We start from the raw sequence: 14,345 nt of genomic DNA on the forward strand, positions 1-14,345 counted from the left end.
CCGCCTTTAGCACGCAGTACCGTTGACGCAAAGTCAAATGATCAGATTTGCGAGGATCTCGTTTTCGGTAATGTCCTCGAAGCCCATGCCCGCCTTTTCGAAATTGGCGACCAGCGTCGCGAAGTTCTCCGGCGCCGTCGTTTCTATGCCGATCAGGATCGAACCGAAATTGCGCGCCGATTTCTTCAGGTACTCGAAGCGGGCGATATCGTCATGCGGCCCGAGAAGATTGAGGAAATCGCGCAGCGCCCCGGGGCGCTGGGCAAGGCGCAGGATGAAATATTTCTTCAGGCCGGCATGACGCATGGCCCTTTCCTTGACATCAGGCAACCGCTCGAAATCGAAATTGCCGCCCGAGACGACGGCGACGATCGTCTTGCCTTTGATGGCCTCGCGATCCATGGCGGCGATCGCCGTCAGCGACAGGGCGCCGGCCGGCTCCAGCACCACGCCTTCGACGTTCAGCATTTCCTGGATAGTGACGCAGATGGCGTTTTCCGGCATCAGCCTGACCTGATCGGGCGAAAACGCCTTCAGCGCCGCGAAATTGAGGTCGCCGATGCGGGCGACCGCCGCGCCATCGACGAAGTTGTCGACCTTGGCAAGCGTGACCACCTGCCCTGCCTCGATGCTGCGGCGCAGGCTCGGCGCGCCGGCAGGCTCGGCGAAGACGAAATCGGATTTTGCGACGACGCCGTCGAGATAGCCGGTGATGCCGGCGGCAAGGCCGCCGCCGCCGACCGGCAGGACGACCATGTCAGGCACCGTGCCCTCGGGAAGCTGCTGCATGATTTCGGCGGCAACCGTCGCCTGGCCCTCGATAATATCGGCATGATCGAAGGGCGGCACCATGACGCCGCCGATCGCGTCCACATGATCGCGGGCGGCCTGGTAGCACTGGTCGAAGAAATCGCCGACAAGTTCGATCGTGATGAAACCGGCCCCGAACATGCGGGTCTTGTCGATCTTCTGCTGCGGTGTCGTGACCGGCATGAAGACGACGCCCGGAACGCCGAAATGGCGGCAGACAAAGGCAAAACCCTGTGCATGGTTGCCGGCGGAAGCGCAGACGAAGGTCTTGCCGCCGGCTCCCTCGGCGATCGCCTTGCGGAAGAAATTGAAGGCGCCGCGGATCTTGTAGGAACGCACCGGCGAAAGATCCTCGCGCTTCAGCCAGATATCGGCGCCGTAGCGGGCGGAAAGGTGGTCGTTGAGCTGCAGCGGCGTGGCGGGGAAAAGGCTGCGCATGGCCTCTTCGGCGCCTTCGACATCGTGTCTTGTCACGGGCGTTCGTCCATTCTTCAAAAATCCAGACGCCGCTATGACACAGGCAGCCAGCGGAAAGAAGCCCGATTACACCCTTTGCGGTTCGCTCTGTGAAAGGCTTCCTTAAGCGCGTCCCCGAATTGCGGTCACGTGGACGGCTTTTAACTTGATGGCGCACAGCAATTGCTAATATGACGGGAAGATGACATCCAAGATCGCAAAGCCGCTGGCGTGGCTTCTTCTCGCCTTCATCCTGTTCGTGACGGTTTCGCCGATCGAAATGCGGCCGCATACGATCGAGACACCCGATATCGACCGTGCCGCGGCCTATCTGGCGGCCGGTCTGGCTTTTGCCCTTGCCTATCCGAAACATTGGAAGACGGTTGCCCTGCTGCTGGTCTTCGGCGCGGTCGCGATCGAATATCTGCAGTACCTTTCGCCGACGCGGCATGCGCGACTTCACGATGCAGGCGTCAAGGCGGCGGGCGCGGCACTCGGACTGGTCGCCGGCTGGGCCTTCAACAAGTGGCGCGAGGCGAAAACCGGGGCGGATGCCGCCGCCTAGCGCGCACCTTGCCTACGGGCGGGGACGTCACAACCCGCGTATCTGCAAGGCCCAGAAGAAGAGCGGCACCGCTGCGGCAGCGGTTGCCAAGAGCAGGAAGGCGCTCATCTTGAAGAGCCTGATGCGTCGCGTTCTTGCTCCATCCCAGTCGTAAACCATCGTCTTACTCCCACTAAGACAACACTTACTCAACCGCGCAGTGCCTACATTTTTTGCAGCACCGGCGCCATAGACAAGCGCTGCCTATGGTTTATCCACATTATACAAGCACATTCGAACACGTTTATGAAGATGGTGCGAGCGACGGGGATCGAACCCGTATAGCCTAAGGCCGAGGGATTTTAAGTCCCTTGCGTCTACCAGTTTCGCCACGCTCGCGCGCCGTCCAGATCAACGACTTAGGTGGATTCGTCAAGAAAATGTTTGCGCGGCTCTGCGGGTGCTCGACAAACGGGCCGGCGCCCAACCGCAAAAACAAAACGGCGGCCTCGAAGACCGCCGTTTCACGAAATGGATTTTGGCCAGGCTCAGCCGAGCTTTGCGGCAATCTTGGCGACGTGGGCGCCCTGATACTTCGCAGCTTCGAGTTCGATTGCCGACGGCTGGCGCGAGCCGTCGCCGTTGGTGATGGTGGATGCGCCGTAGGGCGAGCCGCCCTTGACTTCTTCCGTACCCATCTGGCCCTGGAAAGCATAGGGAAGGCCGACATAGGCCATGCCATGATGCAGGAAGGTGGGCACGAAGCCGAGGATCGTCGATTCCTGGCCGCCGTGCTGCGTGGCCGACGAGGTGAACATCGAGCCGACCTTGCCGACGAGCTTGCCGGTAAACCACAGGCCGCCGGTCTGGTCCCAGAAATTGCGCATCTGGGAAGCGACCGTGCCGAAGCGCGTGCCGGCACCGACGATGATCGCATCGTAGTCGGGCAGTTCGTCGACGGTTGCGATCGGGGCTGCCTGATCGAGCTTGTAGTAGGAAGCCTTGGCGACTTCTTCCGAAACCAGTTCCGGAACGCGCTTGACGGTGACGTCTGCGCCGGCGGACTTCGCGCCTTCGGCTACGGCATAAGCCATGGTTTCGATGTGGCCATAAGCCGAATAGTAGAGGACGAGAACCTTCGCCATAGTGATCTCCATCAAGGATTGATTGAATTCGCGGGTCCGACCCTTCTAGCAGGGCATCCGGCCCAACATAGTCCCGCCGCCAAGAACTCACTGTTCACCGCCTGTAGACGAAATTTCACTTGCCGTTTCGTTTTCGTTTGAACGGGCTCTCCGCTTTGCCGTTTGCAAAGCGGCCAAACGGCGCTACCTATTTCCAAGCTTCACACCACGGAAATATCCCCATGAGCAATGAGACTGTCGTTACCGCCGCCATGCTTGCCATCGGCGACGAGCTTCTTTCCGGCCGCACCAAGGACAGGAATATCGGCCATCTCGCCGATATGCTGACGATCTCGGGCATCGACCTGAAGGAGGTTCGCATCGTCGCCGACGAGGAGGATGCGATCGTGGAGGCGCTGAACGCGCTTCGCGGCAAATACGACTATGTCTTCACGTCCGGCGGCATCGGGCCGACGCATGACGACATTACCGCCGACGCGGTCTCGAAGGCCTTCGGCGTTCCCTGCGAGCACGATGCCGCGGCGATGGCGCTGCTTGCCGACATGTACAGGCGGCGCGAAATGGAATTCACCGAGGCCCGCCAGCGCATGGCCCGCATGCCGCGCGGCGCTGCCCATATCGCCAACCCCGTGTCCACCGCGCCCGGCTTCATCATCGGCAATGTCCATGTGATGGCCGGCGTTCCGCAGGTCTTCCAGGCCATGGTCGACAATGTGCTGCCGACGCTCAAGACCGGCACGCCCGTCCTTTCGCTCGCCATTGCCTGCCCCTATGGCGAGGGCGAGATCGGCACGCCGCTGACGGCGATCCAGAAGGCGCATCCGCAAACCAGCATCGGCTCCTATCCGCGCTATGTCGGGCAGAGATTTTCGACCGAAATCGTCGTGCGCGGCCGCTCTGAGGAGGTGATCGAGGCGGCCGGCGCGGATGTGCGGGCCATGATCGACGATATCAGGCGCAGGAAGGAAAACGAGCAGGCGGAAGCGTGAGGGCAAGCGCTGCGGTCTTGATCCCGGTCAAGGAACCGCAGCGCGGTCCGGCGCATTCCTTTCCTCGCGGAAGACGATTTTCAAGCGGCAAAGGAGAATTGATGTGTCTTACAAAACCATTCTCGCCATCCTGGATACGGTAGACAATAGCGGCGCTGTTGCCGATTTCGCCTTTGCCATTGCAGCCGAAAGCGGCGCCCATGTGATCGGCCTGCATGCCGAAACGATCGCCGCCGTGCCGCTGGTGGCGCCGATGGAAATTCCCGACCCGGTCGCCGTCCAGGCCCTTCAGGACATGGCCCATTCCGAAACCGTCGAGGTGGAGCGAATTTTCCGCGCCCGTGCCGAGGCCGCGGGGGCTTCCTTCGAATGGCGCGCCTTTGCCACCTCGACGGGTTACGGCTCCGTGCCGCTGATCGAAACGGCACGCAGCGCCGACCTCCTGATCGCCTCCCAGGCCGATCCGGCAAGGCCCTCCGACAGCCATGTGGATGTCGACGAATTCCTTTTCGAAAGCGGCCGACCGGTGCTGATGATCCCTTACATCATCCGCCAGCCGAAGCCGATCAGGCGCGTGCTGATTGCCTGGAACGGATCGAAGGAGGCAACACGCGCGACGTTCGATGCCCTGCCGATCCTGCAGGCGGCCGAAGCCGTCGAGATCTTCTCGGTCGATCCGGCCGAAATGGCGACACAATCGGCCACGACGGCGGGCGCCGACATTGCAGCCACGCTCAGCCGCCATGGCATCAAGGTGACGCTTGCGACCGCCGCAAGCGGCGACAGGAGCGCCTCGCATGTCATCGAAAACCGGCTTTCGGACGACAGCATCGACCTTCTGGTCATGGGCGCCTACACACATTCCTGGCTCTGGCAGGCGATCTTCGGGGGGACGACGAAAACCCTGCTGCAATCCATGACGGCGCTCACATTGCTTTCACGCTGAAGGCTGCTCTTGCCTTTTGCCCCGAAATTCCGCTAATTGCGGCGACCGATGACATTGGCTTCGGCATCCCTCGCGCAGTTCCGGCTGCGCGATTTGCGTTTTGCCCGCCGATGTCCGCTCGGTCGCCGGCAAACGGCGTGTCTTTTTTCATGCCGCGGAGTAGCCCGATGTCCCTTCCCGATAAAGCCTTCCCCGTTTCGTGGGATCAGTTCCACCGCGATGCCCGCGCACTCGCCTGGCGACTCGCCGGCCTCAACCAGGAATTCAAGGCGATCGTCTGCATCACTCGCGGCGGCCTCGTTCCGGCGGCGATCATCTCGCGCGAGCTGAACATCCGCCTGATCGAAACCGTCTGCATTGCCTCCTATCACGACTACGTCAATCAGGGCGACATGGTGCTCCTGAAGGGCATTGCACCGGAACTTGCGGCAAACGGTGGCGAAGGCGTGCTGGTCGTGGACGATCTGACCGATACCGGTAAGACCGCCGCCCAGGTGCGCGGCATGCTGCCGAAGGCACATTTCGCCTGCGTCTATGCCAAGCCGAAGGGCGTACCGGCGGTTGATACGTTCATCACCGAAGTCAGCCAGGATACCTGGATCTACTTCCCCTGGGACATGGGCTTTACCTACCAGGAACCGATCGCCAAAGGCACGCGCGGCTAAACCATTCTTCAGACACGCATTTCGGTGACAATTTCCAATTATGCAATTGGAAATTGTTCCAAATTTTGTCACCTCCACAGCGCTTTCCCATGCCCGACGGTAACATCCGTTTTATTTTATTAGCATAATGTCAGGCAACTACCGGTCGCAAAGGCCGGACGCAAAGTATGGCTGAATGCGGTTGGGGAAGCGCAATGGCATGCTGGGGCAAATTTCGAATGGCGATGGCCATCGGGCTCATCGGCTGCGCGGTCTGGCATGCGCCCGCCGGCGCTGAGCCGGCCTATATCGGCGTCGTGCGCCAATATGTCGAAAAGCTCGTCCGGCCCTTGGCCGAAAACGCCATCGTGGTCAAAGCGATCGAAGAGCAGAACGAGAAGTTCGGCGATGTCAGCGAAATGGACCTGCGGGTGCTGGACGAGACCTACCGGGCGGAGGTCGCCCAGGGCGACTTCCAGATGGTCCAGGCGCTGATGGCGAAATCCGTGTCGCATTACCTGAAGGAGAAGCAGGACGATTCGCAGGGGACGATCCTGGAATTCTTCGTGACCGACTGTAACGGCCTGAATGTCGGCCAGAGCGTCGTCACCCACGATTACTGGCAGGGCGACGAGGACAAGTTTCTGAAAACCTTCGCCCTCGATACGCGAGACATTTATATCGGCCGGGCGGAGCGCGACGAGTCGACCCAGCTTCTGGAGACTCAGGCAAGCTTCGTCGTCACCAACGAGAAGGGAAAGCCGATCGGCACCGCGACGGTCACGATCGCCATCGACGCGCTCTAGAAGGTGCTGATTTCCCTGAACGAATCGGCATGCGCAATTCCGTCGCAAAAGCCATCCTAACTTTTGCCGCAGCCGATTTTTTTGGCATTCGGCGCTCCAGTGCGGCAAATCGCCGGCGCAAGCCCTTGTATTTTCAGGCTTACCCGGACTTTCCCCAGTCTCCACAAGCGCATCCACAAGATGTTGTGGTTAGCATTCGGTTACATTCCACCCCTTGACGGAATCAGTCGATTCAAACTTAATGTTCCAGATGTTGCGGCGGCGACTGAACCGGAGGTAACGAGCCCGGTTCTCCCAAGGAAAATCGAACGCATATTCAGGGTGTTGCACCGTCAGGGGGCGGTAACGCCCGATGGGATTTTGCGCCTTTTTCCAGCCTCAAAAAACAACATCGGGGACTGGTAAAAATAAGCTGTTAACACTATATTTAGCGTTTGCAGCCAGCCTCACCACAAGATACAGGAAATCATCTGCGGATGACATCCTGTCACAAGACGGAACGAGCACCGGCTGCACGAAGGGACAACGTGTAGCCGGAAGGGAATTTTGCGCCCTTTCGGGTGCCAACACGAGGTTAGAGAAAATGCGCATCGAACGTCGGTTTACGAAGGCTGGTCAGGGCGCCTATGCGGATATCGAATTCCGCAAGGCGACGAGCGAGATCAAGAACCCGGACGGGTCGATCGTCTTCCGCCTCGAAAACATCGACGTTCCCGCGCAGTTCTCGCAGGTCGCCACCGACGTCCTGGCGCAGAAATATTTCCGCAAGGCCGGCGTTCCCTCCCGCCTGAAGAAGGTCGAAGAGAACGATGTCCCCTCCTTCCTGTGGCGCTCCGTTGCCGACGACGCAGCACTGAAGGCGCTGCCGAAGGACGAACAGACCGGCTCGGAAACCGACGCGCGCCAGGTCTTCGATCGCCTTGCCGGCACCTGGACCTACTGGGGCTGGAAGGGCGGCTATTTCTCTTCGGAGGAAGATGCGGCAGCGTTCAAGGACGAGCTTGCCTACATGCTCGCCACGCAGCGCGTCGCCCCGAACTCGCCGCAATGGTTCAACACCGGCCTGCACTGGGCCTACGGCATCGACGGCCCCGGCCAGGGCCACTTCTATGTCGATCCCTTCACCGGCAAGATCACCAAGTCCAAGTCGGCCTACGAACATCCGCAGCCGCATGCCTGCTTCATCCAGTCGGTCGAGGACGACCTCGTCAACGAAGGCGGCATCATGGATCTGTGGGTTCGTGAAGCCCGCCTCTTCAAGTATGGCTCCGGCACCGGCTCCAACTTCTCGATGCTGCGCGGCGAAGGCGAAAAGCTTTCCGGCGGCGGCCGCTCCTCCGGCCTGATGAGCTTCCTGAAGATCGGCGACCGCGCTGCCGGCGCCATCAAGTCGGGCGGCACGACGCGCCGCGCTGCCAAGATGGTCGTGGTCGATATCGACCATCCCGATATCGAGGAATATATCAACTGGAAGGTCAAGGAAGAGCAGAAGGTTGCCGCTCTCGTGACCGGCTCGAAGGTCGTCGCCAAGCATCTGAAGGCGATCATGAAGGCCTGCGTCAATTGCGAAGCCGACAATGGCGATTGCTTCGACCCGGCCAAGAACCCGGCGCTCAAGCGCGAAATCCGCGCCGCCAAGAAGGATCAGGTTCCGGAAAACTACGTCCAGCGCGTCATCCAGTTCGCCCGCCAGGGCTACAAGGACATGGAGTTCAAGACCTACGACACGGACTGGGATTCGGAAGCCTATCTCACCGTTTCCGGCCAGAACTCCAACAATTCCGTTTCGATCAAGGACGACTTCCTGCGCGCCGTCGAGGAAGATGGCGACTGGAACCTGACCGCCCGCAAGGACGGCCGGGTGATGAAGACACTGAAGGCCCGCGACCTCTGGGAAACGATTTCCTATGCCGCCTGGGCATCTGCCGATCCCGGCATCCACTTCAACACGACGATGAACGACTGGCACACGTCGCCGGCCGGCGGTCCGATCCGCGGCTCGAACCCGTGCTCGGAATATATGTTCCTCGACGACACGGCCTGCAACCTCGCTTCGCTGAACCTGCTGCAGTTCAAGGACAAGGCCACCAAGCGCATCAATATCGGCGATTACGAACATGCTGTCCGCCTGTGGACCATCGTGCTCGAAATCTCGGTCATGATGGCGCAGTTCCCGTCCAAGCGCATTGCAGAGCTTTCCTACGAATACCGCACGCTCGGCCTCGGCTACGCCAATATCGGCGGCCTGCTGATGTCGACCGGCATCCCCTATGACAGCGCCGAAGGCCGCGCCATTGCCGGCTCGCTGACGGCGATCATGACCGGTATCTGCTACGCGACTTCGGCCGAAATGGCCGCCGAACTCGGCCCGTTCCCGAATTACGAGCCGAACCGCGAGCACATGCTGCGCGTCATCCGCAACCATCGCCGCGCCGCCCATGGCGAGAACGCCGGCTACGAGGCGCTCTCGGTCAACCCCGTCGCGCTGATCCACTCGGAAAACCCGGACCAGGATCTTGCAGCCCATGCGATGTCGGCCTGGGACAAGGCACTCGAACTCGGCGAAAAACACGGCTACCGCAACGCGCAGGTCTCGGTCATCGCACCGACCGGCACGATCGGCCTCGTCATGGACTGCGACACGACCGGCATCGAACCTGACTTCGCGCTGGTGAAGTTCAAGAAGCTCGCCGGCGGCGGCTACTTCAAGATCATCAACCGCGCCGTTCCGGATGCGCTGCGCACGCTCGGCTATTCCGAAAGCCAGATTGCCGAGATCGAAGCCTATGCTGTCGGCCACGGCAACCTGAACCAGGCACCGGCGATCAACCCCTCGACGCTGAAGGCCAAGGGCTTCACCGACGAGAAGGTGGAAGCGGTCAATGCGGCGCTGAAGAGCGCCTTCGACATCAAGTTCGTCTTCAACCAGTGGACGCTCGGCGCCGACTTCCTGAAGACGACGCTGAAAGTCTCCGACGAACAGCTTACCGACATGAGCTTCAGCCTGCTCGAGCATATCGGCTTCTCGAAGAAGGATATCGAGGCTGCCAATATCCACGTTTGCGGCGCGATGACGCTGGAAGGCGCACCCTTCCTGAAGAAGGAGCATCTGCCGGTCTTCGATTGCGCCAATCCGTGCGGCAAGATCGGCAAGCGCTACCTCTCGGTCGAAAGCCATATCCGCATGATGGCGGCTGCCCAGCCCTTCATCTCCGGCGCAATCTCCAAGACGATCAACATGCCGAACGAGGCAACCGTCGAGGATTGCAAGAACGCCTACATGCTCTCCTGGAAGCTCGGCCTGAAGGCAAACGCGCTTTACCGCGACGGCTCCAAGCTCTCGCAGCCGCTCAACGCCTCGCTGATCGAGGACGACAACGACGAGGATGCGCTCGAGGATCTGATCCAGCAGCCGCTCGCGGCCCAGGCCGTGACCGTCACCGAAAAGATCATCGAGAAGGTGATCGAGCGCGTGTCGCGCGAACGCGAAAAGCTGCCGAACCGCCGCCAGGGCTACACCCAGAAGGCTGCCGTCGGCGGTCACAAGGTCTATCTGCGCACCGGCGAATTCGGTGACGGCCGCCTCGGCGAGATCTTCATCGACATGCACAAGGAAGGTGCCGCCTTCCGTGCGATGATGAACAACTTCGCCATCGCCATCTCGCTCGGCCTGCAATATGGCGTGCCGCTGGAAGAATATGTGGAGGCCTTCACCTTCACCAAGTTCGAGCCGGCCGGCATCGTCATCGGCAATGACGCGATCAAGAACGCCACGTCGATCCTCGACTACGTGTTCCGCGAACTCGCCGTCTCCTATCTCGGCCGCCACGATCTCGCCCATGTCGATACGTCCGATTTCTCCAACACGGCGCTCGGCAAGGGCATCCAGGAAGGCAAGACGAACCTCGTCTCGACCGGCTGGACCCGCGGCTACAAGCCGACGCTGGTCTCCAACACCGGCAGCGACCGTCTGCTCGGCGAACCGAAGGGTGCGGCAACGGCAGCCCCTGCCCGCGCCTCCTCGACCGGCGGCTCGGTAACGTCCTTTGCAGGTGCGGCGGCCCGCAAGCTGGAGCCGACTGTCGCCATCTCCACCTCCGAAATCGTCGCCTTCAAGCGCGATTATGAGGAACGCGCCAAGGAACTGGCCGAGGAAATCGCCGAAGAAGTGCTCGAAGAAACCGGCAGCGACGCAACCGCCCTCTTCTCCGACAAGGCTGCAGCCGATGCTGCCTCCGCCAAGACGGAAGCCAAGAAGATGGAAGCCGAACGCCGCGCCCGCTCGATCATGCAGGGCTATACGGGCAATATGTGCAGCGAGTGCCAGAACTTCACGATGGTGCGCAACGGCACCTGCGAGAAGTGCGACACGTGCGGCGCGACGAGCGGCTGCAGCTGATTTCTTCGGGAAAGTCAGGTGAATGGGTTCGTAACAAATGTCACTGGACCCAGGGTTAGGATCCATGTTGGTCGCTAAGAAATGTCACGGTAGCTTGAAACGCCGTGAAAATAGCCAAAACAACACCTCCTGTGGCGCGCCCTTGGATTCGACATCGCGCCACATCAGGACACGCTAAAATCATGAATTTCCAGGCGCTTCGGCGCCTGGAAATGGCAAACAGAACAAAACAGGATCAACCGAGTCACCTTCTAAAAGGCTCATGAATGGAAGCGGATACTGCATCTCCACAAGAAGAGAGTTCCTCCGACTGGCGGTCCAACCCATCGACCTGCCCAGACTTCGTCGTCAGCTTCATGGGCTATGAGCAGGACGCCGCCGAGAGATTGGGTGCCGAGATCGGGGGCGCTCTGCGATCTCTTGGCCGCATTATCGATATCGCGAATCTCGATGGGGTGACCGTCGCCTATGATTATGACGATGCTCTGGCTCAACTCGACCGTGGCTACGAAACGAGTTTCGCGCTCGAAAGAACGAATGACGTCGCAACCGGCATAGCTATGACACCCTCGGTCCTGCGCAATGATGTCCTTAAAAGCCACATCGTGATTTCCGGCGACATCGCAGACGGGCTCCTGGATGATGACGAAGGCCGCCAACGTGGAATTGTTCACACTCTCGCGCACGAGTCCGCTCATGTAGAAACGACGGCTGCGTGGGATCGATGCTTTCCGGGCGAATTGTTGAGGACTTCCTATCGAAGCAATCTGGATGCCTGGCGATCGCAGGTTATGTCTGCTTGTTGGGATGAATATTCCGCCTGCAGAATCTGCGGCGATATCGGCTACGATCCCGTGCCCGGCTATGCCCAGACATTCCTCAAAGTTCTGTCAGAGATCGACGGCAAGGTCGACAACCTTGTGGCCGGGTTCGAAGGCGGCAACGCTGACACGCTCGTCGGTCCGATCTTCGGAGCCTTTGGCAACCTGATGAAATTCGCCTGCTATCTCCAAGGCGCACTTGCGGATGCGGGGAGAAGTCGCGACGACGTTCCGGAGGTGACAATTGCCTTGAGCAATTCCTGGTTCGACCGATACTTTGATCGCCTCGCAATTGCCTGCGCTGAAATTTTCGACGAATTCGGCCGATGGACGGACAAGAGCAAGTTCGAAGTCATCAGCGATATGGTCGAGGAAATCGTCGAGGAAAGAGTGGCCCGGATTTGGAACCACGAGGACGGAACCTACTCAATCTTCATCCATCGCGGCCTCGCACGGGCATGAAGATTTCAGATAAGTGAGGCGAACATCATCCTTATGAACGCGGCAAACCTTGCACACAGACAATCCGTCACCCCTAAAAATTACTGGGTCCAGACGTTTGGTTAGGTTCTCTCGTAACCGCTGTCAAGGAAACGTCATAGAGGACTGAATTTTAACGAAATTTTAGAAGATACCGCTTCCAAAAAATCGCAAAATATCGTAGGTTAACTATGCCGAATCACTCAGCAAATTGCGGATTTTTCGGAAGCATAAGGGGAACGTTTCCCCGCAATACCGCAGCCAAGCTTCCACACCCGGCTGCGGTATATTTGCGAATAACGAATGTGGCATTCGCAAGGCAGAAAGATCGAAATCCCCTGCTGTTAGCAAGAGCACTATAGGGGGATTCGCATCTCAATGTCGAGGCACCGCATTCATTAATCCACGGTCCAGGAAAGGACACGGAAATGGCTGCAAGGAAGACATTCGACGTTGGACGAGATTCCGGTTCGGGTCGGTTCATCACAGTGAAGCAGGCGGAGGCTCGTCCGAACACGACGACCGTCGAGCGCATCCCGAAATCAGGTCTCGGCGACACCAAGGGTGAGCCGAGCCGCCGCAAGTAGGTGATCCGGAGACGCTTCTCCGGAAGCGTCTCCGTCATCGATCTTTCGTGACCCTATAGTGAGGTTATCATGACCGACGATGTCAATGACGTCGGCCGCAAGGCCGCGCTGTCTATTTTTGGCGATATCATCAGGCGAAAACGGCATTCCTGCCGGTGGACCTTCCACGCACTGTCCGAGAAAACCGGGATCGACGCGGCTTCCTTGAGCGCTCTCGAGGACGGTTCGGACGCGGTTTCCGACATCGAACGCGAAACGCTCTGCGAGTTTCTGGGGGTCGATCTCGACGCATTTGCGAAGATTGTCCGGCAGGAAAACGCAAAGGCGAACTCTCCTCCGCAGACTGCAGAACAGCTTCGGGGCTCCGCTGTAATCGATCTGGCGAGGTATCGGGAATGGCAAAGGACTACTTCACATCCAGTGGATTGACGACCTCTCAGATGATGTCGGAAGCCCTGAAATACCGAAACGAGTTTGACATGAAATTCGTCGAACTTGTTGACATAGTTGATATTATTGAATTCAGGCTCGTCGCGCGGTTTCCGCGATTTCGGCTGCTGATCAAGCATGATTCCGAAATGGCGGAGGAGGCTCTTGCCGAACCAATGAAGGACAGGATCACGGTTCGAAGTTCTGTTTATCAAGCTGCATGTGAAGGCAATCCGGAGGCACGGCTAGTGCTTGCACATGAGCTGGGGCACTTCCTTCTTCACCGCGAGAAGGATGTCCTCATGCACAAGGACCTTCGTGGCGCGGTGCAGAGCATTCGGGACATGAAGGCTACGGAATCCATGGAGGATCAGGCGGACATGTTTGCGAGACACTTCCTCGCGCCACCTCACCTCGCCTATCGACATCGCCACGAACCGGAGCATTTGGCGACGCTGGCCGGGATACCGCTTCGAATAGCGCGCGGGAACGCCACCATGTCGAAGTGGCCCGAGGTCCATGCAATCCGGACGATGGAAGAACGGGAACCTGTGAGCCGAACAAGCACTGACAGTATTCATGAAGGGACACAAGTATGACGAACATTCCGAAATTTGGCTTCTCGGCTTACCTGAAGCTGATCAACTCCAATCCACGTCCTCAGCGGACGATCATCCGGAAGCGCTACGCTCCGAGCGACGGTGGGTTCGACTTTCACAAGAGCTTTCGAAGCCGCGTACAGCAGGCGTCGTTCCAGGGGCTTTCGGTCGAAACCGTTCTCGCGTCGACGCAGCAAATATCAAGACTCTCCGAGCGTAACGCGGCACGCCGTGCGCTGGAGCAATTCTTTGAATGGAAGGCACAACATCCCGGCATGATGGAGGCCGCCTCGAGTGTGACGTTCTTGAGTCCCGGCGGGCTGTTCAAGATCGAGTACACGCCGGACTTTCTATTGCGGATCGGCGAGCGTCGAACGGCCGTCCATCTATGGAATACAAGACATCCGCTCAGCGGGAACCTTGTTCGAGCGGCGCTGAGCGCCGTTGCGGCCCGCTATCCACTGGAAAACAGACCAGAGGATTTCGCAGTGCTTTCGTTGCAAAATCGCACGCTTTACCGTTGGTCCGAATCAGACCGCGAGATCACCTCTCTTGGGGAGCGGCTGATGGAGTTACTGGACATGCAGTTCGCGTCAGCCAGGGCCGAACTGGGCCTGCCCGCATCGCCGGGCCGCGATGTGCCGGTCGCAAGTGTTTAAGCGTCAATCCCAGTCGGCCGCAGTGCCAGGC

General features: G+C 59.4%; 14 protein-coding genes and 1 tRNA gene. 11 read left to right on the forward strand and 4 right to left on the reverse strand.

Annotated elements, in window-relative coordinates; all coding sequences use genetic code 11:
* Nucleotides 1–33: 33 nt before the first annotated feature.
* Nucleotides 34–1,284: a threonine ammonia-lyase gene (gene ilvA, locus ACFPWW_RS02605; RefSeq protein WP_112754257.1), complete on the reverse strand. Its 1,251-nt coding sequence runs from the start codon at nt 1,282–1,284 to the stop codon at nt 34–36.
* A 184-nt stretch (nt 1,285–1,468) separates the two neighbouring features.
* Between ilvA and ACFPWW_RS02610 the strand changes: the two genes are divergently transcribed.
* Nucleotides 1,469–1,831 carry a VanZ family protein gene (locus ACFPWW_RS02610; RefSeq protein ID WP_112572225.1) on the forward strand — a complete coding sequence of 121 codons (363 nt, stop codon included), beginning with the start codon at nt 1,469–1,471 and terminating at the stop codon, nt 1,829–1,831.
* A gap of 27 nt (nt 1,832–1,858) precedes the next feature.
* Here ACFPWW_RS02610 and ACFPWW_RS02615 read toward each other — a convergent pair whose 3' ends face one another.
* The 3 genes from ACFPWW_RS02615 to wrbA form a co-directional block, all read right to left on the reverse strand.
* On the reverse strand, nt 1,859–1,990 hold the full coding sequence (locus tag ACFPWW_RS02615) for a hypothetical protein (protein ID WP_377310193.1): 132 nt from the start codon (nt 1,988–1,990) through the stop codon (nt 1,859–1,861).
* 133 nt (nt 1,991–2,123) lie between these two features.
* Nucleotides 2,124–2,209 (reverse strand) — tRNA-Leu (locus tag ACFPWW_RS02620).
* Nucleotides 2,210–2,358: 149 nt separating this feature from the next.
* Complete coding sequence (wrbA, locus tag ACFPWW_RS02625) at nt 2,359–2,955, reverse strand: NAD(P)H:quinone oxidoreductase type IV (protein ID WP_112572227.1); 597 nt, start codon at nt 2,953–2,955, stop codon at nt 2,359–2,361.
* Nucleotides 2,956–3,176: 221 nt separating this feature from the next.
* Between wrbA and ACFPWW_RS02630 the strand changes: the two genes are divergently transcribed.
* The 10 genes from ACFPWW_RS02630 (at nt 3,177) to ACFPWW_RS02675 (ending at nt 14,314) form a co-directional block, all read left to right on the forward strand.
* Nucleotides 3,177–3,944, forward strand: coding sequence for a competence/damage-inducible protein A (locus ACFPWW_RS02630; protein ID WP_377310195.1), 768 nt, complete (start codon nt 3,177–3,179; stop codon nt 3,942–3,944).
* 103 nt (nt 3,945–4,047) lie between these two features.
* Nucleotides 4,048–4,890: a universal stress protein gene (locus tag ACFPWW_RS02635; protein ID WP_112758650.1), complete on the forward strand. Its 843-nt coding sequence runs from the start codon at nt 4,048–4,050 to the stop codon at nt 4,888–4,890.
* Between the two features lie 167 nt (nt 4,891–5,057).
* The gene (gene gpt, locus ACFPWW_RS02640) at nt 5,058–5,555 is read left to right on the forward strand and encodes a xanthine phosphoribosyltransferase (protein ID WP_377310196.1); all 498 of its coding nucleotides are present in this window, start codon (nt 5,058–5,060) and stop codon (nt 5,553–5,555) included.
* A gap of 194 nt (nt 5,556–5,749) precedes the next feature.
* Nucleotides 5,750–6,340: a hypothetical protein gene (locus ACFPWW_RS02645; protein WP_377310198.1), complete on the forward strand. Its 591-nt coding sequence runs from the start codon at nt 5,750–5,752 to the stop codon at nt 6,338–6,340.
* A 583-nt stretch (nt 6,341–6,923) separates the two neighbouring features.
* Nucleotides 6,924–10,739: a vitamin B12-dependent ribonucleotide reductase gene (locus ACFPWW_RS02650; protein ID WP_377310200.1), complete on the forward strand. Its 3,816-nt coding sequence runs from the start codon at nt 6,924–6,926 to the stop codon at nt 10,737–10,739.
* Between the two features lie 266 nt (nt 10,740–11,005).
* Nucleotides 11,006–12,022, forward strand: a complete 1,017-nt coding sequence (locus ACFPWW_RS02655; protein ID WP_377310201.1) for a hypothetical protein — start codon at nt 11,006–11,008, stop codon at nt 12,020–12,022.
* A 446-nt stretch (nt 12,023–12,468) separates the two neighbouring features.
* Nucleotides 12,469–12,627, forward strand: coding sequence for a hypothetical protein (locus ACFPWW_RS02660; RefSeq protein ID WP_377310203.1), 159 nt, complete (start codon nt 12,469–12,471; stop codon nt 12,625–12,627).
* A gap of 69 nt (nt 12,628–12,696) precedes the next feature.
* The gene (locus tag ACFPWW_RS02665; RefSeq protein ID WP_377310205.1) at nt 12,697–13,056 is read left to right on the forward strand and encodes a helix-turn-helix domain-containing protein; all 360 of its coding nucleotides are present in this window, start codon (nt 12,697–12,699) and stop codon (nt 13,054–13,056) included.
* Nucleotides 13,023–13,655, forward strand: coding sequence for an ImmA/IrrE family metallo-endopeptidase (locus ACFPWW_RS02670; protein WP_377310207.1), 633 nt, complete (start codon nt 13,023–13,025; stop codon nt 13,653–13,655). Before ACFPWW_RS02665 ends, ACFPWW_RS02670 begins: the two co-directional genes overlap by 34 nt.
* Nucleotides 13,652–14,314 (forward strand): hypothetical protein, encoded by a 663-nt coding sequence (locus ACFPWW_RS02675; protein ID WP_377310208.1) that lies wholly within the window; start codon nt 13,652–13,654, stop codon nt 14,312–14,314. The genes ACFPWW_RS02670 and ACFPWW_RS02675 overlap by 4 nt, the downstream gene beginning before the upstream one ends.
* Nucleotides 14,315–14,345: the final 31 nt, after the last annotated feature.

This window comes from Rhizobium sp. GCM10022189 (assembly GCF_042656325.1).
Taxonomy (GTDB): Bacteria; Pseudomonadota; Alphaproteobacteria; order Rhizobiales; family Rhizobiaceae; genus Rhizobium.